We start from the raw sequence: 25397 nt of genomic DNA, 5'->3' as shown, positions 1-25397 counted from the left end.
GGCTCACGCCAAACCGGCGGTGCCAGCCGCTCCCCCCCCCGGCTCCCCACCGGATGGATAATAGGGGCGGCCGGGTGGGGGAGCGGGCTGGCACCGCGCATGCGCGCTAGCGCATCAAATCAACGGAAGAAGATATGATTGCCGATGGTGGCGACGCGCGGACGCGCCCAGCCCGGCGATACGCGACGCGCGTGGAAATACAGCGCGCCCGGCGTGGGATTGTCCCATTCCTTGTCCATCGCGATCTCGGCGATCGCCATCGCGGTGCGATATTGCGCGCCCGAGCGGATTTCCGGGATCTCGCCGCCACGCAGGAACGAGAACTGGCCCGGCTGCTTGACCACGCCGCAGATCGTGCGCGGAAAGCGGCCCGAGGTCGTGCGGTTGATGATGACGTTGGCGACGGCGAGCTGGCCCGAGAGCGGCTCGCCCTTCGATGCGAAATAGACCGCGCCGGCGAGGCATTCGAGCTCGTCGCTGGCGTCGTCGCCGACGTCCTGGCCCGCCACGGCGGCGGCCAGGCTGGCGAATTGGAGACCCGGCGCGGCGGCCGCGGGAGCGGCGGTGCGAACCTCGTCGGCCGCGGTCGCGCTGTCGGCGCTGGGCTCGATCGAGGGAACCGGCTTTGCCGCTGGGGGGTTTATGACGGCACTGGTGGTGGCGATTGCCGGGATCAGCGTAGCGTCGCGATCCGCACCCAGGGCCCTGCTCGGACCGGAGAAACCGGCGAGCGCGGTAAGTGCAATGAACGTCGCCGCGAGGCTCGCGGCGCGAGAGGAGAACAGCATTTAGACTTGCTAAAGTGCGGTTGGGGTGCGGATGCGATCGTTATTTATCTGGATCGCCCGGACCACCACCCGACTGCGTAACCGTTAGGGATCGCACCCCGTTGCGGCACAACGCTGACAATGGTGAACAATCCCTTGTATTGTGCAGCGCAGCAAGTCAATCGCCGAGCATCGTTTCAGCGGCGAACCGTTCCGCCTGAGCGATATCCAGTTCCACGACCCAAAGGTCGGGATCGTTACGGCGCCGCCTGGACCAATAATCGGCGATCGCCTGGGCATCGCCGTCGGGACCGACCGCGATCAACTCGACATCGCCGGTGGGGCCGATGCCGCGCTCCAGCAAACGGGGATTCTCGCCACGATCCTGCGCCACGATCAGCACCGCGCCGGCGGTCGCGTCGCCCTTGGCCAGCACGGTGGCGAATCCCCCGGCACTGCCGGCCCGGCGAACCAGGGCATTGACCAGCGCACCGGTCGCCAGCCGGGCGCTCATTCGCTGGCGTAGCCCGGCAAGCCGGCCAGCGCGATCGACGAGCGCATGAACGTGCCGGTGCCGCGCGCGACTTCCTCGCCATGCTCGTCGATCAGCCGCGCCTCGCCGACGAACACGCGGCGCTGGCCGCTGACCCATTTGCCCTCGGCGACGACCGGGCCGACCTTGAGCGGCCGGGTGAACAGCAGGTTGAACGCGGTGGTCAGCAGGAAACGATCGGTAACCAGGCTGTTGCAGGCATAGAAAGCGGCATCGTCGAGCATCTTGAAATAGCTCGTGCCGTGCGCCGCGCCGCCGGCGTGGAAATGCTGTTGGCCGACCTCGAAATGGATCCGCGCGACGCCGCTGTCGGCGATCTCCAGCCGGGACTTGAACAGGCGGTTGATCGGCGCCGCATCGTAGAGCGATTCGAGCGCGCGAAAATGCGCCCGGGCGCCCGATTCGGCGCCGCCCGACTCAGGCGGCATCCCTGGCCTCGTCCTGGGTCAGCAGGAAATAGAGCGAATCCTTCGACCCCGCGCCGCGCAACTTGGCGACGAACGCCTGATCGCGCAGCAGCCGCGACACCCGCGCCAGCGCCTTGAGGTGCGCCGCCCCGGCATCGCTCGGCGAGAATAGCGCGAACACCAGGTCGACCGGCAAATCGTCGACCGCGGTGAAGTCGATCGGGCGCGCGAGTTCGACGAACACGCCGTGGATCGCGTCCAGCCCCTCGAGCCGCGCATGGGGAATCGCGATGCCGCCGCCGAACCCGGTCGAGCCGAGCTTCTCGCGTCGGGCGAGTCCTTCCGCCGCGGCCTTGGCATCCAAGCCATAAGCCGCCGCGGCGAGCCCGCCGAGCTGTTGAAACAGGGTTTTCTTGCTTGCCGCCGCCAGTCCTTCGGCAACCGCCTCGGGCCGGATCAAATCCGACAGGTCGATCATCATCCCGCTCTCTTCCGGCATGGCGCGCGCGATCGTCGAATCACCCGCACCGCCCTATTCGTTCCTGGTCGCATCGTCCGGGCGTAACGCCGAGCCCAGGCTTCCCGCACGATGCCCGGTCAGTTGGCGCGCTGGGGTTCGACCCAGCCGATCGTGCCGTCGCCGCGGCGATAGACCATGTTATAGGCGCCCGTCCCGCTATTCCTGAACATCAGCGCCTGGGTGTTACGCAAATCGAGCATCATCACCGCGTCGGACACCGTCGCCTCGGGCACGTCGACACGCGTTTCGGCGATGATCAGCGGCGCCTCGCCCGGCTCGTCGTCGTCCGACGGCTCCTGGAACAAGGTATAGCCGGCATTGTCGCCGGCATCGCCCTCGCCGTTGAGCGACGCGACGGCGGCCTTGCGATCCTTCAGCCGGCGCATGTAGCGGCGCAATTGCTTCTCGATCTTGTCGGCCGCGCCGTCGAACGCACCGTGCGCGTCGGTGCCGTCGTTGCTCGCCTTGAGCACGAGGCCCTGCATGACATGCGCGATGACATCGCATTTGAATCTGTTGTCGTGCGGCCCCTTCCCGAATGTGGCCTGGGCGGAAATGGCACGCGAGAAATATTTGTCCGCAATACCCTGGAGGCGATCCTGGACGTGGCTCTTCAGCGCATCGCCCGTTTCGACCTGATGTCCCGAGACACGGATATCCATTTTCTCTTCTCCATCCTGGGCGAAGGGCGATGCCGTTGCACCTTGACCTTCGCCGCGCGCGTCAACCGGACGCGGCGGCCCCCCACAAAGGATTGGTCAGCTTCGCCACGAACGCGGCATGACGCTCCTGCTCGGCCGCGCTGGCGTGAAACACGCGCATCGGTCGCGGTTGCGCCGCGCGCGGATCAGCGTCGACCATCGCGACCTCGATCACCTCTTGCTGCTCGCTGACCAGGGTCAGCCCGATCTGGCGCCCGCCGGTCAGCTCGACATAGACCTGTGCCAGCAATTGCGCGTCGAGCAACGCGCCGTGCAGCACGCGATGGCTGCGATCGATGCCGTAGCGGGTGCACAGAGCGTCGAGCGAATGCTTGGCGCCGGGGTGGCGCTGGCGCGCCATCGCCACCGTGTCGACCATGCGATCGAGCGAGATGATCTCGCGTCCCAGCTTGGTCAGCTCGCCGTTGAGGAAGCCGAAGTCGAAACTGGCATTGTGCGCGACCAGCACCGAATCGCCGACGAACTCGAGCAGCTCCTCGACCTTTTCGTGGAAACGCGGCTTGTCCGACAGGAAGGCGTCCGACAGCCCGTGAATGCGGAACGCCTCGACCGGCATCGGGCGGTCGGGATTGAAATAGAGGTGGAAGGTGCGCCCGGTCTCGACTCGATTGATCATCTCTATGCAGCCGATCTCGACCAAGCGGTCGCCCCCGCTGAACGAGAGGCCGGTGGTTTCGGTGTCGAAGACGATTTCGCGCATTTGTCCTTTTATCGGTCTTGGCTGGCACGGACGCAAGCTATCACCCTACGCACGGCGGCACGCGTTTGATCCATCGGGCAAGCGGTCGGGATGACATGATCGGCGCGCGCGCGCTTTTCCGAATCGGGAATCTGGCGGGCGAGAATCTCGCCGAGCCGTTCGCGCGTCATGCCGGGCCGTGCGAGCACGCGATCGGCCTGGGTTGCGGGATCGGCTGAGACCACCACGACCATGTCGACATGGCGATCGCCGCCGGTTTCGAACAGCAAGGGAATGTCGAACACGACCATCGCATCCTCGGCATGTCGTGCAAGGAATGCGGCACGCTCCTCCCCCACCGCGGGATGAACGATCGCTTCGAGCCGCTTGAGCGCGAGATCGTCGCCGAACACCCGCGCGCCAAGCGCCACGCGATCGACTCCCTCGGGCCCGGTCGTGCCGGGAAAGGCCTGCTCGATCGCGGGAATCAACCGCCCGCCCGGCCCCTGCAACCGGCGTACCGCGGCGTCGGCATCGAATACCGCTATTCCTTCCTCGGCGAACATTTCGGCGACGGTCGACTTGCCCATCCCGATCGATCCGGTGAGGCCGATCGTCTTCATGACGTCAGCAACGCCCTGAGCTCGTCGTCGCGCTCGCGCGGCGGGGCGGCGCCGAACAGCAATTCGAACGCCAGCGCGGCCTGGCCGATCAGCATCTCGAGCCCGTCGACCGTGTCGAGATCGCGCGCCCGCGCCGCCTCGAGCAGTCGGGTCTCGAGCGGCGCGTAGACGATGTCGTATACGACGGCATCGTCGGGCAGTGGCGACAGGTCGAGATCGAGCGGCGGCTGGCCCGCCATGCCGAGCGAGGTCGCGTTGACCAGCAGAGCGGCGGGCGGCAGCGGCGCGTCGAGCTTCAGCGCCTCGCCCTTCAACCCGAAGCTCGCCAGCAACGCCGCGCCCTTGAGCGGATTGCGGTTGAGCAAGGTCACCCGGCCGACTCCGACCCGTGACAGCGCGAACAGGATGGCGCGCGCGGCACCGCCCGCGCCGACGATCGCCACCGGCTGGCCTGCGAGATCCAGCTCGGCGATCGGCGCGTAGAAGCCGGCGGCGTCGGTATTGGTGCCGATCAGCGCGCCGTCGGAGCGGAACGCCAGGTTGATCGCGCCGATCGTCTCCTTCACCCCGCCGCGATCCTCGACGAACGCCAGCGCGGTCTCCTTATGCGGAATGGTGATGTTGCAGCCGAGCCAGTCGGGATCCGCCTGCCGCGCGGCGAAATACTCGCCCAGCCCCTCGCGCGTGACATGGGTCGCGCGATATTCGCCGTCGAGTCCCAGCGCCTTCAGCCAGAAGCCGTGGATGATCGGCGATTTGGAATGGCCGATCGGATCGCCGATCACTTCCGCATACCCTGCGCCGAGCGAATCCGAAGCGGTCATGACGTCATTTCCCCCCGCGTGCGCAGATAGTCGAGCACCGGGAGCAGCGGCATGCCGAGCACGGTGAAATGGCTGCCCTCGATCCGGCCGAACAATTGGACGCCGGGCCCTTCGATCCGGAAGCAGCCGACGCAGCCCGCGATCCCCGGCCATTCGAGATCGAGATAGGCCTGGATGAAGGTCTCCGACAGCGGCCGCACGAACAGCCGCGCGCGCTCGACGTGCCGCCACACCGGGCGGCCGTGCTCGGCGATGACGGCCGCGCTCCACAAGGCATGCTCGCCGTCCGACATAGCGCGGAGATGGTCGGCGGCATCCTCACGACTGACCGGCTTGTCGAGCAGGGTGCCGTCGGCGAGCGCGACGATCGAATCGCTGCCCAGCACCAGCGCGGCGGGATGCGCCTGCGAGACCTTCAAGGCCTTCAGTTCGGCCAGCGCGTCGGCGATGTCGCGCGCCGGCTGGCCGGTCATTGCCGCCTTGACGCCATCCTCGTCGACCCGCGCGGGTTCGGCGGTATAGGTCACGCCGGCGGCGTCGAGCATGGCGCGGCGCGAGGCGCTCTGCGAGGCAAGGATCAGGGTCATTCGTCGCCCGTCTGGTCGTTGATCAATGCGACGATCGCCGCGGCGGTTTCCTCGATCGACCGTCGCGTGACGTCGATCACCGGCCAGCCATTGTCGGCGAACATGCGCCGCGCGAACGCGACTTCGCGCGTCACCGATTCCTGGTCGACATAAGCGGTCTCCGGCGACTGGTTGAGCGACAGCAAGCGGTTGCGGCGCACTTGGATCAGCCGGTCGGCGCTGGTGGTCAGGCCGACCACGATCGGATGGCGGAGCTCGAACAGCTTTGGCGGCGGCGGGCTTTCGGGGACGATCGGGATGTTGGCGGTCTTGTAGCCGCGATTGGCGAGATAGATCGAGGTCGGCGTCTTCGAGGTGCGCGACACGCCGGCGAGGACGATGTCTGCCTCTTCCCAATTCTCCCAGCCGATGCCGTCGTCATGCGCGATGGTGAACTGGATCGCATCGACCCGCGCGAAATAGGCGGCGTCGAGCACGTGCTGGCGGCCCGGCCGCGCCTTGGCCTGCTGGCCGAGCAGATTGGACAGGGCGTCGTTGACCGGGTCGAGCGGTGCCACCGCGGGCAGGCCGAGCGCGCGGCATCGCGTCTCGAGCGAGCGGCGCATCTCGCTCGACACCAGGGTGAACAGCACCAGGCCGGGATTGTGCGCGATCTCCTGCAGGATGCGCTCGAGATGCGCCTCGCTCCTGACCATCGGCCAGAAATGACGGATCGTCTCGACATCGTCATATTGGGCGAGCGCGGCCTTGGCGATGTTCTCCAGCGTCTCGCCGGTGGAATCGGACAGGAGGTGCAAATGGAGCCGCATTTACCGGCGCGCCGAAAAGCCTGTGGGCAACATCGGTAAAACCGCTAGCGCAACTCGCCCCGGCGGCCAAGCGATGCCCGGCCGTGGAAAAAGCGATCGCTCATCCACAACGTCATCGACAGGGAGCATTTCCCCGCACAGCCTGTGGAAAACGGGGATGGGAGAGCGGGAATCGCCACGATTCCGTTGGCGCGCCGGGGTCAAGCTGTTGGCATTTGCGGGATGAACGCATAAGCCCCGGCATCCACGCGCCAACAACTACAACAACCTTCTTACTCTTATATCTATATGATTCTTGGGACCGCCCCGATTCCGGAAAAACCCCTACTCGCGACGTTGCACGGTCAGCGCCGGGACGTGCCGCCGATCTGGCTGATGCGCCAGGCCGGGCGCTACCTCCCGGAATATCGTGCCTTGCGCGCGCAGAAGAATGGGTTCGTCGACCTCGCCACCGACAGCGAGGCGGCGTGCGAGATCACGCTGCAGCCGGTTCGCCGCTTCGGCATGGACGGCGCGATCCTGTTCTCCGATATATTGATGGTCCCCTGGGCGATGGGACAGGATCTGTGGTTCGAGGAAGGCGAAGGACCGCGTCTGGCCCCCAGACTGGTCGACAACGCCCTCAGCGGCCTTCAGGCGGCGCCTGGGCGGCTCGAGCCGATCTATGAGACGGTGCGGCGCGTTGTCGCGCAATTGTCCCCCGAGACGACCATGCTGGGATTTGCCGGCAGCCCCTGGACGGTCGCCACCTATATGGTCGCCGGACGCGGCAGCCGCGACCAGGGCGAGACGCGGCGGCTGGCCTATCGCGACCCCCAGGCGTTCGGGGCGATCATCGCGGCGATCGAAGGGGTGACGGTCGAGTATCTGTCGAAGCAGATCGAGGCGGGTGCCGAGGCGGTGCAATTGTTCGACAGCTGGGCGGGCAGCCTGGCGCCGGCCGAATTCGAACGCTGGGTGATCGCACCGACCGCGCGGATCGCCGCGGCCTTGGCCGAGCGCCATCCGACCACGCCGGTGATCGGCTTTCCCAAGGGCGCCGGCGCCAAGCTCGCTGCTTATGCGCGCGAGACCAGGGTCGACGCGGTCGGGCTGGACGAAACGGTCGATCCGGTCTGGGCGAACGAGGTCCTCTCCAAGGATCTGCCGGTCCAGGGCAATCTCGATCCGCTCGCGCTGATCACCGGCGGTGACGCCATGACGTCGGCCGCCAGGCATATCCTTGCGGCGTTCGCCGAACGCCCGCATATCTTCAACCTGGGCCATGGCGTCCTGCCCGACGCGCCGATCGCGCATGTCGAGCAATTGCTCAGTCTCGTAAGGAACGGATGATGGATTCCCTCGCCTCGATCTATCTGTGGTTGAAGGCGGCGCACGTCATCTTCGTGATCTTCTGGATGGCCGGCCTGTTCATGCTGCCGCGCTACCTGGTCCATCATCAGGAAGCTTTGGGCACGCCCGAGGCCGACAAATGGGTCGAGCGCGAGACCAAGCTCCGCAACATCATCATGACCCCGTCGATGATCCTGGTGTGGGTGTTCGGGCTGACCATCGCCACCGTCGGCCAGCATTGGAGCGAGGGCTGGCTCCACGCCAAATTGCTGCTGGTCATCGTGATGAGCGGCTATCACGGTTGGATGATCTCCTATGCGAGGAAGCTCGCGGCCGGGAAAGCGACGCTGACGTCCAAGCAGCTACGCATGGTCAACGAGCTGCCGGCGCTGTTCGTGGCGCTGATCGTCATTTTGGTGGTGGTGAAACCCTTCTGATCGCCTTGACTTGAAAGTCACGGCTCCATAAGTCGTGGGGACGAGCGGTGCCCTTCGGGACGCTCGCTCTCCCCTTCCTCCAGCATCGTCGCGGTCCTCGCCGACAGAAGCTCGAAAAAAACTCCCCCAAAGACACCCGGAATATACCCGAAATGCATCTCAAAGACCTCAAGAAGAAACCCCCCGCCGAGCTGGTCGCGATGGCCGAAGAGCTGGGCGTCGAGAGCGCCTCGACCTTGCGCAAGCAGGATCTGCTGTTCGCGATCCTCAAGGAACAGGCGGAGAATGGCGACCAGATCATGGGCCTCGGCACGATCGAAGTGCTGCCCGACGGTTTCGGTTTCCTGCGCAGCCCCGAGGCGAATTACCTCGCCGGTCCCGACGACATCTACATCTCGCCCAACCAGGTCCGCAAATTCGGCCTGCGCACCGGCGACACGGTCGAAGGCGAAATCCGCGCTCCCAAGGACGGTGAGCGCTATTTCGCCCTGACGCGGCTCACCAGCGTTAATTTCGACGATCCCGATGCGGTCCGCCATCGCGTCAATTTCGACAATCTTACGCCGCTCTATCCCGAACAGAAGCTGACGCTCGACGCGATCGATCCGACGATCAAGGACAAGTCGGCGCGCGTCATCGACATCGTCTCGCCGCAAGGCAAGGGCCAGCGCACGCTGATCGTCGCGCCGCCGCGCGTGGGCAAGACGGTGATGCTGCAGAACATCGCCAAGGCGATCACCGACAACCATCCCGAAGTCTTCCTGATCGTGCTGCTGATCGACGAGCGCCCCGAGGAAGTCACCGACATGCAGCGCAGCGTGAAGGGCGAGGTCGTGTCCTCGACCTTCGACGAACCCGCGCAGCGCCACGTCCAGGTCGCCGAAATGGTGATCGAGAAGGCCAAGCGCCTGGTCGAGCACAAGAAGGACGTCGTGATCCTGCTCGACTCGATCACGCGTCTCGGCCGCGCCTACAACACCGTCGTCCCGTCGTCGGGCAAGGTGCTGACCGGCGGTGTCGACGCCAATGCGCTGCAGCGTCCGAAGCGCTTCTTCGGCGCCGCGCGCAACATCGAGGAAGGCGGCTCGCTGTCGATCATCGCCACCGCGCTGATCGATACCGGCAGCCGCATGGACGAAGTCATCTTCGAAGAGTTCAAGGGCACCGGTAACTCGGAAATCGTCCTCGACCGCAAGGTGGCCGACAAGCGCATCTTCCCGGCGATGGACGTCGGCAAGTCCGGCACCCGCAAGGAAGAGCTGCTGGTCGAGAAGAGCAAGCTCTCCAAGATGTGGGTGCTGCGCCGCATCCTCATGCAGATGGGCACCACCGACGCGATGGAATTCCTGCTCGACAAGATGAAGGATTCGAAGACCAACGAGGACTTCTTCGACAGTATGAACCAGTGAGCGGCCGGGATTAGCGGAAGCTAATCCCTGGACTCGCTCCCGGTCGGCCGGCGGCGCCGCCAGGCCCCGACCGACGGCGCGAATTCACTTCGCGCCGCGCCGAACCCGAAGACCTATGAAACGGCGCGGCTCACCCCGCGCCGTTTTCCTTTGCACCCCTCCCCCCTGCTGCTACCCCCCTGCCGATGCCCATCATCGATATTGCCGACATCTTCACCGCCGCAGGGCTCGCCGCGCTCGGCCAGGTCATCATGATCGACCTGATGCTGGCCGGCGACAATGTCGTGGTGCTGGGCACGCTCGCCGCGGGCCTGCCCGAAAAGGATCGCAAGCGCGTCCTGTCGATCGGAGTCGGCGTCGCGCTCGCCTGCCTGGTGGTGTTCGCGTTCGTCGCGACGCAATTGCTCCACGTCGTCGGACTGTTGTTCGCCGGCGGCATCCTGCTGCTGTGGGTGGCCTGGAAGCTGTTCCGCGAACTCCAGCATGGCCGGCGCCATGCCAAGGCGGCCGCGGCGGATGCGGAGACGCCCGCTCGAGCCCCCAAGAGTTTCGCCAAGGCCGCCTTCCAGGTCGCGCTGGCCGATCTGTCGATGAGCCTCGACAACGTGCTGGCGGTGGCGGGTGCGGCGCGCGATCACCCGACCGTATTGCTGTTCGGCCTGGCGCTGTCGGTCACGCTGATGGCGATCGCGGCCAATTACATCGCGCGGCTGATCGAGCGCTTTCACTGGATCGCCTATATCGGGTTGGTCGTGATCCTCTATGTCGCCGGCTCGATGCTCCACGAAGGGATCGTCGATCCGTCGATCGGGCTGGGCCGGCTGTTCGGCTGGATCTAGCGGCGAACGGGAACAACCCCTGCCCGGCGGGCTTCTAGACTCCGCCGATGGACATTGCCGCGCTCTTTTCCGCCCAATCGCTCGCCGTGCTGGGCGAAGTCGTGGTGATCGACCTCGCGCTGGCCGGCGACAATGCGGTAGTGGTCGGGTCGCTCGCCGCCGGCCTGCCCAAGGACAAGCAGAAGAAGGTCATCCTGGTCGGCACGCTCGCGGCCTTGGGGCTGCGCATCGTCTTTGCCCTGGTTGCGACCTATATGCTTCATTTCGTTGGCGTTCTTGCCGCCGGCGGATTGCTGCTGCTGTGGGTGGCGTGGAAATTATGGCGCGAACTCCGCCATCGCGCGGCGCACGACGGCAAAGGCGGCAAGACCGCCAAGACGTTCGGCGGCGCGGTCTTCGCGGTGGCGCTCGCCGACGTCAGCATGAGTCTCGACAACGTGCTCGGCGTCGCCGGCGCCGCGCGCGATCACCCCGCCATCCTCGTGTTCGGCCTGGTCTTCTCGGTCGCCTTGATGGGGCTCGCCGCCAATGTCATCGCGCGCGTCATCGATCGCTATCGCTGGATCGCCTATGTCGGGCTGGTGGTGATCCTGTGGGTCGCCGGCTCGATGATCTATGACGGCCTGACCGACCGGCGCCTGGGCGTGCTGCCGGCGCTTGGCGTCGACGTCAGGTTACCGCAACTCACTAAGATATAAGGGAATTACTTCAGATTCTCGGCGAAGAAATCCATCGTGCGGGCGTCCGCCTGCCGGGCGGCATCATCGACGCGACGCTTGCCGAATTCGGTGGCGAAGCCGTGGTCGACCCCGGGATAGTCGTGCAGCGTGACTTTGGGATGATCGTCGAGCCCGTCGTGCATCGCCTTCTGGATCTCGGGCCCGACGAAACCGTCGGCGCCGGCGATATGCAGCATCAGCGGCCGGGCGATGGCGTGCTTTTCGCGCAGCAATCCATCCACGCCGACAGCGTAATAGCCGACCGTCGCGTCGATATCGGTGCGCGCCGCCGTCATATAGGCCAGCCGCCCGCCGAGGCAGTAGCCCACCGCGCCGACCTTACCGCCGCCGACGCGATCACGCGCGGCGTGGATCGTGGCTTCGATATCGCGGATGCCCTGGTCCTGGTCGAACTTGCCCATATAATCGAGCGCGGCCTTGAACTGGTCGGGAACGTCGGGATCGAGTTCGATGCCCGGCTCGAGCCGCCAGAACAAGTCGGGCGCGATCGCGAAATAGCCGGCCTCGGCCAGCTGATCGCATTTGCGGCGGATGCCGGCATTGACCCCGAAAATCTCCTGGACGACCACGATCGCGGCGGTCGCGTTGCCGCCCGCGGGCTCGGCGACATAAGCGTCGAAGCTGGCATCTTTTTCGAGCGTCTCGATCTTGATCGTCGCGGTCATGGCTCTCTCCCAATGGGGCGTTGCGGTTGACGGCCCGTCGCGCGCATACAGGCGGTTCAATCGGTAGCAGCGCGGGCGCCGCGCTCAAGCGGAGTTTCGGCGATGAAGATCAATGTCGAGGTGGATTGCACGCCCGAAGAGGCACGCCGCGCTATCGGCCTGCCCGACCTGACGCCGATCCATGAGAAATATGTCCAGGCGCTGATGGGGGCGATGGACGGCAATCTGGTCAAGCCCGAGCTGCTCGAGACGATGATGAAGAGCTGGATGCCGATGGGCGATGCGGGGATGACGTTCTGGCGCAAGATGTTCGAGGGCGCGAAGAGCGAGTAACGACGGCTCCCAAATCCCATGAGTACGATCTTCGCTCCTTCGTCCGGCTTGCCGCCGGCGGCGATCGCCGTCATCCGCATCAGCGGGCCGCACGCCTTCGCGGCGGCGCGCGCGCTGGCGGGCGAATTACCTGTTCCACGTGAAGCACGATTGCGGACGTTGCGCGACGCCGCCGGCGATCACCTCGATACGGCACTCGTCCTCGTCTTTCCGGCGCCGAACACCGCGACCGGCGAGGACCTCGTGGAATTGCACGTCCATGGCGGTCGCGGGGTGGTGGCGGCGGTCGAGGCCGCGCTGGCGGTGCAGCCGGGGCTCCGCCGCGCCGAGCCCGGCGAATTCACGCGCCGGGCCCTGACGAACGGGCGAATCGACCTCGCGGAAGCCGAAGGACTCGGCGATCTGCTATCGGCCGAAACCGACTTGCAGCGCCGTGCGGCATTGGCGATGGCCGACGGCAGCTTGTCGCGACGGATCGCGACCTGGCGAGCCGCGTTGCTCGGCTTGGCGGCGCGATTGGAGGCCTCGCTCGATTTCGCCGATGAGGCGGACGTCGATCCGGTGCTGCTCGATGGCATCCGCGACGAAGGACGTGCCATCGCCGTGGAGATCGACGCGACGCTCTCCATCCCGTCGGTCGACCGATTGCGCGACGGCATTCGTGTCGTACTGGCGGGCCCGCCCAACAGCGGCAAGTCGACGCTGCTCAACGCGTTGGCGCGGCGGGAGGCGGCGATCGTCTCGCCGATCGCGGGGACGACGCGCGATCGGATCGAGGTGCCGGTGGCGCGGGACGGCATTCCCTTCGTCCTGACCGATACCGCCGGGCTACGCGATGCGGCGGGCGACGCCATCGAAGCGATCGGCATCGACCGCGCCAGCCAGGCGATTGCCGGGGCCGATCTGGTGCTATGGTTGGGCGACGAGCCGCCCGCCGAACCGATGCTATGGATTCACGCCCGCACCGATCTGCCGGGGCGGCTGGTCAAACCGGCGGGGGCGGTTCTTAGCGTGTCAGCCGAGACGGGGGAAGGCGTCGAACAATTATGGGCGCTGCTCACCAGTCGGGCGGCGTCGCTGATCCCGGGCGCGAGCGACATGGCGCTCAACCAACGGCAGCGCACCCATTGCGCGGAAGCGCTCGAGGCGCTGCAGGACTTGGGCTCGCACGACGATCTGATCGTCGCGGATGCGCTCCGTCGCGCCAACGTCGCGCTCGCGCGCATTACCGGCGATGTTGGCATCGAAGCCATGCTCGACGCCTTGTTCGCGAGATTCTGCATCGGAAAGTGAGTGTTCCACGTGGAACAACCCTGCTAATCGCGCGGCCATGAATTCCTTCAACGTCATCGTGATCGGCGGCGGCCATGCCGGTGTCGAGGCCGCCGCCGCGGCGGCGCGGCGCGGCGCATCGGTCGCGCTCGTGACGTTCGACGCCCGAAATATCGGGACGATGTCGTGCAACCCGAGCATCGGCGGCCTGGGCAAGGGCCACCTCGTCCGTGAGGTCGATGCTTGCGACGGCATTATCGCGCGCGCTGCCGACGCCGGCGCGATTCACTATCGCTTGCTCAATCGGTCCAAGGGCGCCGCCGTCCGCGGGCCGCGTATCCAGGCCGACCGTAAGCGGTTCGGCGCGGCGGTACGCGCCTTGCTGGCACGCCACGAGCGCGTGCGGGTGATTGCCGGTGAGGCGCTTGCGCTGACCGTCGCGGGCGGTCGCATCTCGGGCGTTCTGCTGAGCGACGATATCGCATTGAGCGCTCCGGCGGTCGTGCTCGCGACCGGCACCTTCCTCGGCGCCCGGCTGTTCCGCGGCGACGAGCGCGAGGGCGGCGGGCGGCTCGGCGAGCGCGCCGCGACCGCGATGGCGGCGCAATTGCGCGCGCTCGGCCTGCCGATGGCACGGCTCAAGACGGGCACGCCGCCGCGGCTCGACGGGCGGACGATCGATTGGGCGCGGACCGACGTGCAGCCGTCGGAAGAGGATGGCTGGACCATGTCGGCGCTGTCCGCTGGTCGCCCCCTGCCCCAATTGTGGTGCGCGATCACGCGGACGACCGGGACGACGCACGATGTCATCCGCGCGGGGCTCGATCGCTCGCCGCTCTTTTCGGGCGATATCGAGGGTGTCGGCCCGCGCTATTGCCCGTCGATCGAGGACAAGGTCCACCGCTTCGGCGATCGCGACGGCCACCAGATCTTCCTCGAGCCCGAGGGACTGGACGATGCGACGGTCTACCCCAACGGCATCTCGACCTCGCTGCCGGCGGACGTTCAGCAAGCGCTGATCGCGTCGATCCCGGGCCTAGAGCGCGCCGCGATCACCGCGTTCGGCTATGCGGTCGAATATGACTATATCGATCCGCGCGCGCTCGATCATCGATTGGCGCTCGGTGCCATGCCGGGGCTGTTCTGCGCCGGGCAGATCAACGGCACGACCGGTTATGAGGAAGCGGCGGCGCAGGGGCTGGTCGCCGGCGCCAATGCCGCCGCTTTGGCCTTGGGTATCGCCGATTTCCTTCCCGACCGATCGCAATCCTATCTCGGGGTGATGATCGACGATCTCGTGCTGCAGGGCGTGACAGAGCCTTATCGCATGCTCACCGCGCGCGCCGAATTCCGGTTGCGACTCAGGGCCGACAATGCCGAGACACGGCTGAGCGCAGTCGCCGACGCGGCCGGTTTGCTGGGGGAGGAGCGCTTGCGCCATGTCCGGCGACGCGAGGCCGAGCGTGCCGAGGTCGATGCGCAACTGGCCGAGCCGCTCACCGCGAGCGCGCTGGCGTTGCGTGGGGCGCAAGTCGCCCAGGACGGGACGCGGCGCTCGGCGGGCGAATGGCTGCGCTTCCCCGGGGTCGATCTCGAGCATGTCGCCCCTGCCCTTGCCGCCGCACTGACGCCGGTGGTCGACGAAGCGATCGAGGATGCGCGCTATGCCCCTTATGTCCAGCGCCAGGATGCCGAGGTATCGGAGCTCCGCGCGGGCGAGTGCGTCGCCTTGCGCCCCGATCTCGATTTCGCGGCGATTCCCGGGCTGTCGAACGAGATGGTCGAACGGCTGACCGCTGCCCGGCCGTCGACCCTGGCGGCTGCCGGACGGATCCGCGGGATCACGCCGGCGGCGCTGACCACGATCCTGCTCCACGCGACGCGGCCGGCGGCATGACCGAGGACGATGCGCGCGACTGGGCGACGGCGAGGTTCGATGCCCAAGCGATCGAGCGGCTCGACCATCTCGCGGCGATCGTCACGGTCGAGAGCGATCAGCAGAATCTGATCGCGCGCTCGACGCTGGCGAAGATCTGGGCGCGGCATATCGTCGATTCGCTGCAGCTTATGTCCCTCGCTCCTGACGAAGGCGATTGGCTCGATATCGGCACGGGCGCCGGCTTTCCCGGCCTGGCGCTCGCGGCCGTGCAGCCCGGGCGCCGCTTCGTCCTGGTCGAACCACGCCGACTCCGCGCCGACTTCCTTCGCGAGACGGCGGCGACGCTTGCCCTGCCCCGCGTCGAGGTGGTGACTGGAAAGGTCGAAAACGTCCGCGAGAAAGTCGCGATCATTTCGGCGCGGGCGGTCGCGCAAGTGGCCCCGGTCATCGCGTCAGCGATTCAATGCGCCAGCAATGAGACACTTTGGCTGCTACCAAAGGGGCGATCGGCGCGCGAAGAGGTGGCGCGCGCCAAGCAAAGATGGCATGGAATGTTCCACGTGGAACAGAGCATCACCGACCCTGAATCGAGCATTGTGATCGCGCACGGAGTCCGAGCGCGATGACGGTCATTGCCGTGGCCAATCAGAAGGGGGGCGTGGGCAAGACCACGACCGCGATCAATCTGGGCACCGCGCTGGCGGCGACCGACAAGCGCGTGCTGATCATCGATCTCGACCCGCAGGGCAATGCGTCGACGGGGCTCGGCATCCATCGCGCCGACCGCAAGAAGTCCAGCTATGAAGTCTTGATCGGCGAAGCGGCGGTTGCGGAAGCGGTGATCGCGACCGCGGTGCCGGGGCTCGATCTTCTGCCGGCGACGGTCGATCTGTCGGGCGCCGAGATCGAGCTGGTCGATTACGAGGAACGGACGCATCGCCTCGACCACGCGCTCGAGATCGTCAGCGATCGCTGGGACGTCGTGCTGATCGATTGCCCGCCCTCGCTCGGCTTGCTGACGATCAACGCGATGGTCGCGGCGGATTCGCTGCTGGTGCCGCTGCAATGCGAATTCTTCGCGCTTGAAGGGCTCAGCCAGTTGCTGTCGACGGTCGAGCGGATCCGCTCGCGCTTCAACCCGGGACTGGCGATCATGGGCGTGGCGCTGACCATGTACGACCGCCGCAATCGCCTGACCGAACAGGTGTCGGCCGATGTTCGCGCGGTGCTGGGCAAAGTGGTGTTCGACACCGTGATCCCGCGCAACGTCCGCCTGTCGGAGGCGCCCAGCCACGGCGTGCCCGCATTGATCTACGATTATCGCTGCTCGGGCTCCGAAGCCTATATGGCGCTGGCCCGCGAACTGATCGGCCGCCTGCCGCCGGCCGCGCCGGCGATCGCCGCATGACCGACGCTCCCCGCAAGCCCCGCCCCGGCCTCGGTCGCGGCCTCAACGCCCTGCTCGGCGACATCGCGCCCGAGCCGGTGCCGACGATCGGCGGCGGCGAGACGCCCGCCGGCATCCGTATGCTGCCGGTCGGCGCGCTGACTCCCCAGCCCGGCCAGCCGCGCCGGGTGTTCGACGAGACCGCGCTCGAGGAATTGGCGCAATCGATCGCGACGCGTGGCGTGCTCCAGCCGATCCTGGTGCGCCCGCATGGCCGCAATTACCAGATCGTCGCCGGCGAGCGACGCTGGCGCGCGGCGCAGCGCGCGCGGCTGCACGAAGTCCCGGTCATCGTCCGCGAGCTCGACGATGCCGATACGTTCGAGATCGCGCTGCTCGAGAACATCCAGCGCCGCGACCTCAACGCGGTCGAAGAGGCGGATGCCTACAAGCGCCTGATCAACGAATTCGGCCACACCCAGGAAGCGCTGGCGAAACTGGTCCACAAGTCGCGCAGCCATATCGCTAACCTGTTGAGATTGCTTGATCTTCCGGATTCGGTGCAGATGCTGCTGACCGAAGGCAAGATCGACATGGGGCACGCTCGCGCGCTGATCGGCGCGCCCGACGTCGAGCGGCTGGCGGCCGAAGTGATGGCCAAGGGCCTGTCGGTGCGCGAGACCGAGCGGCTGGCGCGGGCGGCGAAGAACGACAACACGCCGGGACATCGGGGAAGCAGTGGCGGCGGTGGCGGACGCGACGCCGATATCGCCGCGCTCGAACGCCAACTGACGGACGTCATCGGGCTCGGGGTCAAGATCACGTATGGCGGCAAGGGCGGCACCCTGACCGTCCATTATTCGACGCTCGACCAGCTCGACATGGTTTGCCAGCGCCTGACCGGCGAGCCGCTTTAAATTTTAGCTCGCACAAAGACGCTAAGGCGCAAAGAAGGGTGACGGGCTTGGCTCAATAATTAAAAGAGCCGCCAAAGGCGGCTCAGCACATCTTCGTGCCTTCGTGTCTTTGTGCGAGCCAAATGATTACCGCATGCGCGCCGCGGAACGGGTGGTTTCGGTGATCGCCACGTCCGACAGCAGTTCCCCCGCCCCGCCCGGCGCCATCAACTGGCGTTCGGCCCGGCGCAAGCGGTCGATCGCGGCGGCGATGTTCGAGGATTTCCATTTCTGGACCTGGCGGATCGTCGCCGCTTCCTCGCGGAAATGGACTTTGCGCGCCTTGACCGCGGCGGCGGGCTGTTTGCCGGCATCGACCTCGGCGCGCATCGCCGCCAGCGTCATCAGCTTGCGGACAATCTGGCGCAGCAGTGGGATCGCCGCGCCGCCCGAATCGGCGAATCGGCCGAGCTCGCGCGCGATATCGTGGACGCGACCCTCGAGCGCGGCATCGACCACGTCGGACATCTGCGTCTCGCCGAGATCGGCGCCGAGCGCATCGAGCGCGTCGTCGTCCAGCTCGCGCGGCCGGTCGGTCGCGGCATCGAGGTAGAGCGCGAGCTTCTCGAGCTCGCGCGCGATGACGGTGCGGTCGCCGCCCGACGCCGCCATCAGCCGTCGTGTTGCGCTGGGCGTCGGCCGTAGCCCCTGCTCGCGCGCGATTCCGACCACCATCCGCTCGGCATTGGCGCCGTCGGGGATGTAGCAGGCGAAGCTCATCGCGGCGGGCTGGGCAATCGCGAACTGGACCAGCTTGGACGTGGTGCGTAGCCCCGGGCCGATCATCGCTACCGGATGCTCGATCTGCGCCTCGGCGAGCAGCAGTTGAGCGGCTTCGAGCGATTCGTCGCCGGCATTGGCGACCAGGATCCAGCGGCGTCCGCCGAACAAGGCGAGCGAGCGCGCTTCGTCGACCAGGCGGCCGGGATCGCCGCGCAACGACGGCCCCTCGATCGCAATCTTCTCGGCATCGGCGCCGAGCGCACGGCCCAGGCGCGCGGCATATTCCATCGCGCCGGCCTCGTCGGGGCCGTGGAGCAGGTAGAGGCGAACCGCGGGCGACGCCGAATCGAGCGCCGCAACCAATTGATTTTCGGATATCTTCACTTGGCCGTGGCGGCGGCGCGACGCTGGTAGACGGCGATTCGCGTCACGATCTGATCGGCGATGATCTGCGACAGGTTTTCGAGCGCGGTATTCTCCGCTGCGATCGTCGCATATTCGGAATTGACCACGTCGACGCCGGCATCCGACCCCGCGGTCGCATCCAGCACGACCTCGCCGCTCGATGCGTCGACCAATTGATAGCGCGCACGCAATGTCCGCCGCTCGCGCGTCACGGTATCGTCGCGCTTCACGCCCAACCCGGTGATCGAATCGTCGAGCTTGACCTCGAGCCGATAGAGCGCCGGCTCGCCGCTGCGTCCCGGCAGCCGGTCGCGCAGCGCGTTCGACACCAGATAGCCCGCCTTGCCGGCGATCGGCGCCACCTCGACGCGCGACAGGCTGGTCGCGACCGCGCCCGAGGCGCCACCCTCATAGAGCGGATGCAGCCCGCAACCGGTCGTCGCCAGTGCGAGGAGGAGCGCGAGTCGCTTCATGCCACCAGATTGACCAGACGATCGGGTACGACAATCACCTTCTTGGGTTCGGCGCCGTCGAGGATGCGCAGCACGTTGGGATTGGCGCGGGCCGCGGCCTCGATCACCGCTTTGTCGCTACCCTTGGGCATGACCAACGTGTCGCGCAACTTGCCGTTGACCTGCACCGCGATCGTCACCTCGTCCTCGACCAGCAAGGCGGGATCATAGACCGGCCAGTCGGCATTGGCGACCAGTCCCGCGCCGCCCATCGCCGCCCAGGCTTCCTCGGCGAGATGCGGGGTCATCGGCGCGACCAGGCGGACCAGCGTACGGATCGCGTTGGCGCGCGACGCCGACGGCTTGGCCTTCTCTATCGCGTTGACCAGTTCGTAGAGCTTGGCGACCGCCTTGTTGAACTGCAGTGCCTCGATATCGGCGGCGACGCCGGCAATGGTCTGGGCAAGCTTGCGGTCGAGCGCGGCGTCGGCGCCCTCGCCGTCCTCAATCCCGTCGACTAGCCGCCACAGTCGCTGGACGAAGCGCCACGCGCCCTCGATCCCCGCTTCGGACCATTGCAGGTCGCGCTCCGGCGGCGAATCCGACAGCATGAACCAGCGTGTCGCGTCGGCGCCGTACTGGTCGACGATCGGCTCGGGATCGATCGTGTTCTTCTTCGACTTGGACATCTTTTCGATGCGGCCGGTCGTGATCGGCAGCCCGGTCGAGATCTCCTTGCCGTCGCGCACGTCGTCGGGGCTCGGCCACAGGCCCTGGGACGATTTGTAGGTCTCGTGCGTGACCATGCCCTGGGTGAACAGCCCGGCGAACGGTTCGGCCACGTCGAGCATGTCCATGTGCTTCAACGCGCGCGTCCAGAAGCGGGCATAGAGCAGATGCAGGATCGCATGCTCGACGCCGCCGATATATTGGCCAACCGGCAGCCATTGCTCGGCGACGGCGCGGTCGAACGCCTTGTCCTTGGGCTGGCTGGCGAAGCGGATGAAATACCAGGACGAATCGGCGAACGTGTCGAGCGTGTCGGTCTCGCGCACGGCCTTGCCGCCGCACGACGGGCAATCGACATGCTTCCACGTCGGATGGCGGTCGAGCGGATTGCCGGGAATGTCGAAGGCGACATCCTCGGGCAGCACCACCGGCAATTGATCGCGCGGCACCGGCACCGCGCCGCATTGGTCGCAATGGATGACGGGGATCGGCGTACCCCAGTAACGCTGGCGGCTGACGCCCCAGTCGCGCAGGCGATAGACGGTGGTGCCGTTGCCCCAGCCGCCCGCCTCGGCGCGGAGAATGACTTCGCGCTTGGCGTCCTCGATATCCATGCCGTCGAGGAAATGCGAATTCACGATCGTGCCGGGACCAGAATAGGCTTCGCTGCCGTCGAAATGCACGTCGGTATTGTCGCCGTCCGACACGACGCGGCGGATCGGCAGGCCGTATTTGGTGGCGAATTCGAAGTCGCGCTGGTCGTGCGCGGGTACGCCGAACACCGCGCCGGTGCCATAATCCATCAGCACGAAATTCGCGATATAGACCGGAATTTGCCAAGTAGAATCAAACGGATGCGTTGCGGTGACGCCGGTGTCGAAGCCCAGTTTCTCCTGGGTCTCAAGCTCGGCGGCAGTGGTGCCGCCCTGCTTGCACAGGTCGATGAAATCGGCAGCCTTGGCGTCGCGCGCCGCGGCCGCCTGCGCGATAGGATGATCGGCGGCGACCGCAATGAAGCTCGCGCCGAAGATCGTGTCGGGGCGCGTCGAGAACACCTCGACCGAGCCGCCGTCGGACAGCGACCAGCGGAATTGCAGCCCCTGGCTCTTGCCGATCCAATTCTCCTGCATCACCCGGACCTTGTCGGGCCAGTGATCGAGGCCGTTCAGCCCGTCGAGCAATTCGTCGGCGAACTGGGTGATCTTGAGGAACCACTGGTTGAGCTTGCGCTTCTCGACCAGCGCGCCCGAGCGCCAGCCGCGACCGTCGATGACCTGCTCGTTGGCCAGCACGGTCATGTCGACCGGATCCCAATTGACGGCCGATTCGCGGCGATAGACCAGGCCGGCCGCCAGCATGTCGAGGAACAAAGCCTGTTCGTGGCCGTAATAATCGGGTTCGCAGGTCGCGATCTCGCGCGACCAGTCGAGCGCGAAGCCGAGGCGCTTCAACTGTGCCTTCATCGTCGCGATGTTCTGGCGGGTCCAGCCGCCGGGATGGACGTGCTTTTCCATCGCGGCATTCTCGGCCGGCATGCCGAACGCGTCCCACCCCATCGGGTGGAGGACTTCCATGCCGTTCATCCGCCGATAGCGCGCGAGCACGTCGCCCATCGTGTAATTGCGGACATGGCCCATGTGGATCCGCCCCGAGGGGTACGGAAACATCTCGAGCACATAGCTCTTGGGCTTGGGCGAATCGTCTCGCGCGGCGAAGGTCTGGGCGTCGTCCCACACCTTTTGCCAATAAGCGTCCGCCTTCAGCGGGTTGAAGCGCGACATTCGGTTTTTCCTGCTGGGCGGGCATGACCCGCCCGCCGGGTTCTGGTTTTATTTGTTGACGATGGCCTGGCGACGAAGGTCGCGGGCGCGGGTAAGGATCACGTCCTCGAGCTTCTGGACGGTCGAGGCCTGGACCGGGGCGGCGACCCACTGGCCGTTCTGGCTGACCTCGCGCAGCGCCGCGACGCGAACGGCGTCGGCGCGCAAATCCTGGTCGAGGATCGAAACGGTGACCTTCATCCTCTCGTTCGGCGAGCGCGGATTGACGTACCAGTCGGTGACGATGACGCCGCCGTTGGAATCGGTCTGCAGCAGCGGCATGAAGCTCAATGTGTCGAGGCTGGCGCGCCACAGATAGGCGTTGACGCCGATCGTAGTCACCTTGGAGGCGGCGATATCGGCCTCTTTGATGCCATTCCGATGATGCGCGCACGCCGCGAGCGGGATCAGAAGGGCCAGATACGCGGCACGGCGCGGAAAGGTCATCGGTCGTTCCCTGATACGAAAAGGGGAAATGATCGCGCATCTATAGACACAGGGCGCGCCGCCGCAAGCGCCGAGAGGCGGAACGAGGCGACGGGCGAGTCTGTGGGCGCAATGCAACACTTGGCGGAAAAACACGATCCACGGTGGCGAGTCGGGATCGTTCCGTGATAGGGCTCGTATGACTATTGGAGTCGCAGGGAACCAAATCGTGATCGCGAAGCGGGTTATCGTCGGAACCGTGGTGGGGACGCTTGCCGTTGCCGCCGCGTTTGCGGTGCCTGCGGTCGGCGCGCCCGATACTGCCAAGCATCTGATATCGCGCCCTGTCGCCTCCTTCTTCACGCCGGCGTCCGCCGATCCCAAGCTTGCCGCGCTGATCGCGCGCAATGGGCTCGATGCTGCGCCGTTCCGTTTCACTCCCGCCGAATCGCGCGGCACGCAGCGCCACGATCTCGCGGTCGTTCCGCCGCCGGTGGTCAAAACCGGGGTGGTGACGCTGCGCGGCGCACCGTCGGCGGATGTCGGATCGGTCGGCCTGGCGCCGATCGCTTATGATCTCGGCCGCAACGCGCCGGTCAAACGGCTGGTCATGCCGGGCGACGTGAAGATGGATCTGGCCTCCAGCCCGGTCGGACACAAGCCGATCGATATCGGCACCAGCTTCTCCGACCGCCGCAACAGCAAGCTGAAGGCAACCAGCGAACGCACTACGGTCGGCGATGCCCGCCTCACCGGCTTCCTGCCGAAGGATTCGATCGACGTGGGCGGCTCGTATTCGCTCAGCCGCAACCTCGATGTGACCGCGGGCGTCCGCTACAAGTCGCAAGACCGCGACCGCCTCGCCCCGCTGCCTGACGCCCAGCGCGACAGCCAGGCGGTGTATGTCGGGACCGCGTTCAGGTTCTAAGCTTCCTGCCGCGATTTAGCGGCAGCTAAATCACGAAACAGCAGGAAGCTCGGCCGGCGTCGCGTAAGCGACGACCGGCGACGCGAATTCACTTCGCGCCGGCGCGTTCGCGAGCACTCCAGGCGTCGATCGCCGCCCACCCATCGAATCCGCTCAGCTGCCGAAACCGTCGCGCGTCCATCCCGCCGAGTGCAATCGCGACCGTCGGCAAGCCCTGTGCGATTCGCCGCGCGCTTTTTTGCCCCAGCGCCTTCGTCCCGGGATGCGATCGCGTCCCGAACACCGGCGACACGAACAAGACCTTCGCGCCCCGCCGCAGCGCCGTCACCGCCTCGCGCCGATCATGTGCCGGCGCCGTCCTCAGCCCCCGGCCGCGCGCGGCACCGTGGATGCCATTCTCTCCGAACCCGGCCCGACCGCCGGCCCGCACCACGATAAGTCCCCGCGCCCGCGCGATCCTCACCACGCGCCGAAACAGCGTTCGCCGTTCCACCGCTGGCGTCGCATAATGCCGGAACACCACGCCGCTCCCGCGCGGCAGCCGCTTCAGCGCCGTCCACAGCCCGTCGCCGAGCCGCTCGTCGGTCATCAGCCACAAAGTCGGAATCGGGGACTGGCGATGCGGCACGCGCCTGCCTATAGCGCGCGGTATGACGACCGACGACCCCGCCGCGCGGCTCGCCGGCGTCCGCGATGCGATTGCCCGGGCGGCGAAGCTCGCCGGGCGCAGCGACGCTGTCGACCTCATCGCCATTTCCAAGACTCATTCGGTCGAGGCGATCGAGCCGCTGATCGCCGCCGGCCAGCGCGTGTTCGGCGAGAATCGCGTGCAGGAAGCGCAGGCCAAATGGCCGGGGCTGCGCGAGCGCCATCCCGACGTGCGGCTGGCGCTGGTCGGCCAGCTCCAGTCGAACAAGGCGGCCGATGCGGTGGCGCTGTTCGACGAGATCCACTCGGTCGACCGTCCGTCGCTGGTCGCCGCGCTGGCCAGGGCGATGGAGAGCGGGCGGCGCCCCGATTGCTTCGTCCAGGTCAATATCGGCGACGAGCCGCAAAAGGGCGGCTGCGCGATCGCCGACTTGCCGGCCCTGCTCGCCGACGCGCGGGCGACCGGACTGCCGATCGTGGGACTGATGGCGGTGCCGCCGTTCGACGTCGAGCCCGCGCCTTATTTCGCGCTGCTGGCCAAGTTGGCGCGCGACCATGGCGTGGCGGGGCTCAGCATGGGCATGTCGAGCGACTATCCGACCGCGGTCACCTTGGGGGCGACGCATATCCGCGTAGGCTCCGCGCTGTTCGGCGCGCGGGCATGACGATGGCAACGCCGGTATCGACGGCCGCCGCGACCATCCCGGTCCGCTTCGCCGCCTTGCTGTTCGATTTCGACGGCGTGCTGATCGAGAGCGAATATGTCGGCAACAAGCATATCGCCGATTATCTGACGTCGATCGGCCACCCGACCACGCCCGAACAGTCGATGGCCAAGTTCATGGGCTATGCCGGCAAGGATTTTCTCGACCGCGTCGAGGCCTGGATCGGCCGCGCGCTCCCCGACGCTTTCTTCGCCGCGCGCGAGGCCGAGGATGCGCGGGTGATGGCGGAAGGGATCGGCGAGGTCGCCGGTGCGATCGCCTTCGTCCGCTCGCTCCCCGCCGATTTGCCCAAGGCCGTGGTGTCGTCGAGCTCGACGCGCTGGATCCGGCGCCATCTCGAGCATATCGGGCTGTCCGACGCGTTCGGCGATCACCTCTATTCGGGCCGCGAGCATGTCGAGCGCGGCAAACCCGAACCCGATCTCTATCTGTTCGCCGCCGACAAGCTCGGCGTGGCGATCGGCGGCTGCGCGATCCTCGAGGATTCGCCGGTCGGCGCGACCGGAGCGGTCGCCTCGGGTGGCTATGTCATCGGATTGTGCGCGGGCAACCATTGCGCACCCGACCATGCCGACCGGTTGCGCACGATCGGCGTCTCGGCCGTGGCGTCGAGCTTCGACGAGGTCGCGGCGCTGCTGAAATGACGGATCAAGCGGGGACGTAGAATCCCCAGACACCGTTCGACACTTCGCCTGCCGCGAAGCGAACTCGGGCGGCGGGGCCATCGACTTCATAGATGTCGAAATAGTCGAGCTGATCGGGATAGGCTGGGTGCGGCAGCTGCAACACCGGCTCGCGCGT

Annotated in this window: 30 protein-coding genes; 14 read left to right on the top strand and 16 right to left on the bottom strand. The window is 66.7% G+C overall.

Annotation, left to right across the window (positions count from 1 at the left end; all coding sequences use genetic code 11):
- Positions 1-119 precede the first annotated feature (119 nt).
- The 10 genes from ACTHJR_RS04615 to ACTHJR_RS04570 all read right to left on the bottom strand — a co-directional run bounded on the left by ACTHJR_RS04615 (position 120) and on the right by ACTHJR_RS04570 (position 6491).
- Positions 120-788 carry a cell wall hydrolase gene (locus ACTHJR_RS04615; RefSeq protein ID WP_440521950.1) on the bottom strand — a complete coding sequence of 223 codons (669 nt, stop codon included), beginning with the start codon at positions 786-788 and terminating at the stop codon, positions 120-122.
- Between the two features lie 157 nt (positions 789-945).
- Positions 946-1281 (bottom strand): DUF1491 family protein, encoded by a 336-nt coding sequence (locus tag ACTHJR_RS04610; RefSeq protein WP_440521949.1) that lies wholly within the window; start codon positions 1279-1281, stop codon positions 946-948.
- Positions 1278-1748 (bottom strand): PaaI family thioesterase, encoded by a 471-nt coding sequence (locus ACTHJR_RS04605; RefSeq protein ID WP_440521948.1) that lies wholly within the window; start codon positions 1746-1748, stop codon positions 1278-1280. Before ACTHJR_RS04605 ends, ACTHJR_RS04610 begins: the two co-directional genes overlap by 4 nt.
- Positions 1738-2205, bottom strand: coding sequence for a PTS sugar transporter subunit IIA (locus tag ACTHJR_RS04600; RefSeq protein WP_440521951.1), 468 nt, complete (start codon positions 2203-2205; stop codon positions 1738-1740). The genes ACTHJR_RS04605 and ACTHJR_RS04600 overlap by 11 nt, the downstream gene beginning before the upstream one ends.
- Before the next feature lie 119 nt (positions 2206-2324).
- Positions 2325-2909: a ribosome hibernation-promoting factor, HPF/YfiA family gene (gene hpf / locus ACTHJR_RS04595; protein WP_440521947.1), complete on the bottom strand. Its 585-nt coding sequence runs from the start codon at positions 2907-2909 to the stop codon at positions 2325-2327.
- Positions 2910-2970: 61 nt separating this feature from the next.
- Complete coding sequence (gene dnaQ / locus ACTHJR_RS04590) at positions 2971-3669, bottom strand: DNA polymerase III subunit epsilon (RefSeq protein ID WP_440521946.1); 699 nt, start codon at positions 3667-3669, stop codon at positions 2971-2973.
- 8 nt (positions 3670-3677) lie between these two features.
- Complete coding sequence (gene coaE, locus ACTHJR_RS04585; RefSeq protein ID WP_440521945.1) at positions 3678-4271, bottom strand: dephospho-CoA kinase; 594 nt, start codon at positions 4269-4271, stop codon at positions 3678-3680.
- Positions 4268-5095: a shikimate dehydrogenase family protein gene (locus tag ACTHJR_RS04580; RefSeq protein WP_440521944.1), complete on the bottom strand. Its 828-nt coding sequence runs from the start codon at positions 5093-5095 to the stop codon at positions 4268-4270. The genes coaE and ACTHJR_RS04580 overlap by 4 nt, the downstream gene beginning before the upstream one ends.
- Positions 5092-5682 (bottom strand): Maf family protein, encoded by a 591-nt coding sequence (locus tag ACTHJR_RS04575; protein WP_440521943.1) that lies wholly within the window; start codon positions 5680-5682, stop codon positions 5092-5094. The genes ACTHJR_RS04580 and ACTHJR_RS04575 overlap by 4 nt, the downstream gene beginning before the upstream one ends.
- Positions 5679-6491, bottom strand: coding sequence for a pyruvate, water dikinase regulatory protein (locus ACTHJR_RS04570; protein ID WP_440521942.1), 813 nt, complete (start codon positions 6489-6491; stop codon positions 5679-5681). The genes ACTHJR_RS04575 and ACTHJR_RS04570 overlap by 4 nt, the downstream gene beginning before the upstream one ends.
- Positions 6492-6779: 288 nt before the next feature.
- On the opposite strand from ACTHJR_RS04570, the gene hemE reads away from it, so the two are divergent.
- The 5 genes from hemE (at position 6780) to ACTHJR_RS04545 (ending at position 11206) form a co-directional block, all read left to right on the top strand.
- Positions 6780-7823, top strand: a complete 1044-nt coding sequence (gene hemE, locus ACTHJR_RS04565) for a uroporphyrinogen decarboxylase (protein ID WP_440521941.1) — start codon at positions 6780-6782, stop codon at positions 7821-7823.
- A complete protein-coding gene (locus ACTHJR_RS04560; protein WP_440521940.1) occupies positions 7820-8260 on the top strand; it encodes a CopD family protein in 441 nt (146 codons plus the stop codon). The genes hemE and ACTHJR_RS04560 overlap by 4 nt, the downstream gene beginning before the upstream one ends.
- 152 nt (positions 8261-8412) lie before the next feature.
- On the top strand, positions 8413-9669 hold the full coding sequence (rho, locus tag ACTHJR_RS04555; RefSeq protein WP_440521939.1) for a transcription termination factor Rho: 1257 nt from the start codon (positions 8413-8415) through the stop codon (positions 9667-9669).
- A gap of 185 nt (positions 9670-9854) precedes the next feature.
- Positions 9855-10508: a YjbE family putative metal transport protein gene (locus ACTHJR_RS04550; protein WP_440521938.1), complete on the top strand. Its 654-nt coding sequence runs from the start codon at positions 9855-9857 to the stop codon at positions 10506-10508.
- Between the two features lie 47 nt (positions 10509-10555).
- Positions 10556-11206 (top strand): YjbE family putative metal transport protein, encoded by a 651-nt coding sequence (locus ACTHJR_RS04545; RefSeq protein ID WP_440521937.1) that lies wholly within the window; start codon positions 10556-10558, stop codon positions 11204-11206.
- A gap of 5 nt (positions 11207-11211) precedes the next feature.
- On the opposite strand, the gene ACTHJR_RS04540 is transcribed toward ACTHJR_RS04545, so the two are convergent.
- Positions 11212-11913 (bottom strand): dienelactone hydrolase family protein, encoded by a 702-nt coding sequence (locus ACTHJR_RS04540; RefSeq protein WP_440521936.1) that lies wholly within the window; start codon positions 11911-11913, stop codon positions 11212-11214.
- 102 nt (positions 11914-12015) lie between these two features.
- On the opposite strand from ACTHJR_RS04540, the gene ACTHJR_RS04535 reads away from it, so the two are divergent.
- The 6 genes from ACTHJR_RS04535 to ACTHJR_RS04510 are packed head-to-tail and all read left to right on the top strand — an operon-like array spanning position 12016 to position 17701.
- Entirely contained in the window at positions 12016-12246 is a 231-nt protein-coding gene (locus tag ACTHJR_RS04535; RefSeq protein WP_440521935.1) for a DUF6489 family protein, read from the top strand.
- Positions 12247-12264: 18 nt separating this feature from the next.
- Positions 12265-13539: a tRNA uridine-5-carboxymethylaminomethyl(34) synthesis GTPase MnmE gene (gene mnmE / locus ACTHJR_RS04530; protein ID WP_440521934.1), complete on the top strand. Its 1275-nt coding sequence runs from the start codon at positions 12265-12267 to the stop codon at positions 13537-13539.
- 37 nt (positions 13540-13576) lie between these two features.
- Positions 13577-15415, top strand: coding sequence for a tRNA uridine-5-carboxymethylaminomethyl(34) synthesis enzyme MnmG (gene mnmG, locus ACTHJR_RS04525; RefSeq protein ID WP_440521933.1), 1839 nt, complete (start codon positions 13577-13579; stop codon positions 15413-15415).
- Positions 15412-16023, top strand: a complete 612-nt coding sequence (gene rsmG, locus ACTHJR_RS04520; RefSeq protein ID WP_440521932.1) for a 16S rRNA (guanine(527)-N(7))-methyltransferase RsmG — start codon at positions 15412-15414, stop codon at positions 16021-16023. The genes mnmG and rsmG overlap by 4 nt, the downstream gene beginning before the upstream one ends.
- A complete protein-coding gene (locus ACTHJR_RS04515) occupies positions 16020-16805 on the top strand; it encodes a ParA family protein (protein WP_440521931.1) in 786 nt (261 codons plus the stop codon). Before rsmG ends, ACTHJR_RS04515 begins: the two co-directional genes overlap by 4 nt.
- Positions 16802-17701: a ParB/RepB/Spo0J family partition protein gene (locus ACTHJR_RS04510; RefSeq protein ID WP_440521930.1), complete on the top strand. Its 900-nt coding sequence runs from the start codon at positions 16802-16804 to the stop codon at positions 17699-17701. Before ACTHJR_RS04515 ends, ACTHJR_RS04510 begins: the two co-directional genes overlap by 4 nt.
- Positions 17702-17827: 126 nt before the next feature.
- On the opposite strand, the gene holA is transcribed toward ACTHJR_RS04510, so the two are convergent.
- Genes holA through ACTHJR_RS04490 form a run of 4 tightly spaced genes read right to left on the bottom strand, consistent with a single transcriptional unit; the run spans position 17828 to position 22316 of the window.
- Positions 17828-18847: a DNA polymerase III subunit delta gene (gene holA / locus ACTHJR_RS04505; protein WP_440521929.1), complete on the bottom strand. Its 1020-nt coding sequence runs from the start codon at positions 18845-18847 to the stop codon at positions 17828-17830.
- Complete coding sequence (lptE, locus tag ACTHJR_RS04500; protein ID WP_440521928.1) at positions 18844-19341, bottom strand: LPS assembly lipoprotein LptE; 498 nt, start codon at positions 19339-19341, stop codon at positions 18844-18846. Before lptE ends, holA begins: the two co-directional genes overlap by 4 nt.
- A complete protein-coding gene (gene leuS / locus ACTHJR_RS04495; RefSeq protein ID WP_440521927.1) occupies positions 19338-21830 on the bottom strand; it encodes a leucine--tRNA ligase in 2493 nt (830 codons plus the stop codon). The genes lptE and leuS overlap by 4 nt, the downstream gene beginning before the upstream one ends.
- Before the next feature lie 48 nt (positions 21831-21878).
- Positions 21879-22316, bottom strand: coding sequence for a DUF3576 domain-containing protein (locus tag ACTHJR_RS04490; protein WP_440521926.1), 438 nt, complete (start codon positions 22314-22316; stop codon positions 21879-21881).
- A 208-nt stretch (positions 22317-22524) separates the two neighbouring features.
- Between ACTHJR_RS04490 and ACTHJR_RS04485 the strand changes: the two genes are divergently transcribed.
- Positions 22525-23223: a hypothetical protein gene (locus ACTHJR_RS04485; protein WP_440521925.1), complete on the top strand. Its 699-nt coding sequence runs from the start codon at positions 22525-22527 to the stop codon at positions 23221-23223.
- A gap of 88 nt (positions 23224-23311) precedes the next feature.
- Here the strand turns inward: ACTHJR_RS04485 and ACTHJR_RS04480 are convergent, their stop codons facing one another.
- Positions 23312-23812, bottom strand: coding sequence for a thiamine phosphate synthase (locus tag ACTHJR_RS04480; protein ID WP_440521924.1), 501 nt, complete (start codon positions 23810-23812; stop codon positions 23312-23314).
- Positions 23813-23873: 61 nt separating this feature from the next.
- Between ACTHJR_RS04480 and ACTHJR_RS04475 the strand changes: the two genes are divergently transcribed.
- The gene (locus tag ACTHJR_RS04475; RefSeq protein ID WP_440521923.1) at positions 23874-24536 is read left to right on the top strand and encodes a YggS family pyridoxal phosphate-dependent enzyme; all 663 of its coding nucleotides are present in this window, start codon (positions 23874-23876) and stop codon (positions 24534-24536) included.
- Entirely contained in the window at positions 24533-25240 is a 708-nt protein-coding gene (locus ACTHJR_RS04470) for an HAD family hydrolase (RefSeq protein WP_440521922.1), read from the top strand. Before ACTHJR_RS04475 ends, ACTHJR_RS04470 begins: the two co-directional genes overlap by 4 nt.
- The last annotated feature ends 157 nt before the right edge of the window (positions 25241-25397 follow it).

Source organism: Sphingomonas sp. (assembly GCF_051962185.1).
In the GTDB taxonomy this organism is placed as follows: domain Bacteria; phylum Pseudomonadota; class Alphaproteobacteria; order Sphingomonadales; family Sphingomonadaceae; genus Sphingomonas.
The sequence above is the reverse complement of the archived record's forward strand: the minus strand, read 5'-3'. Positions and strand labels throughout refer to the sequence as shown.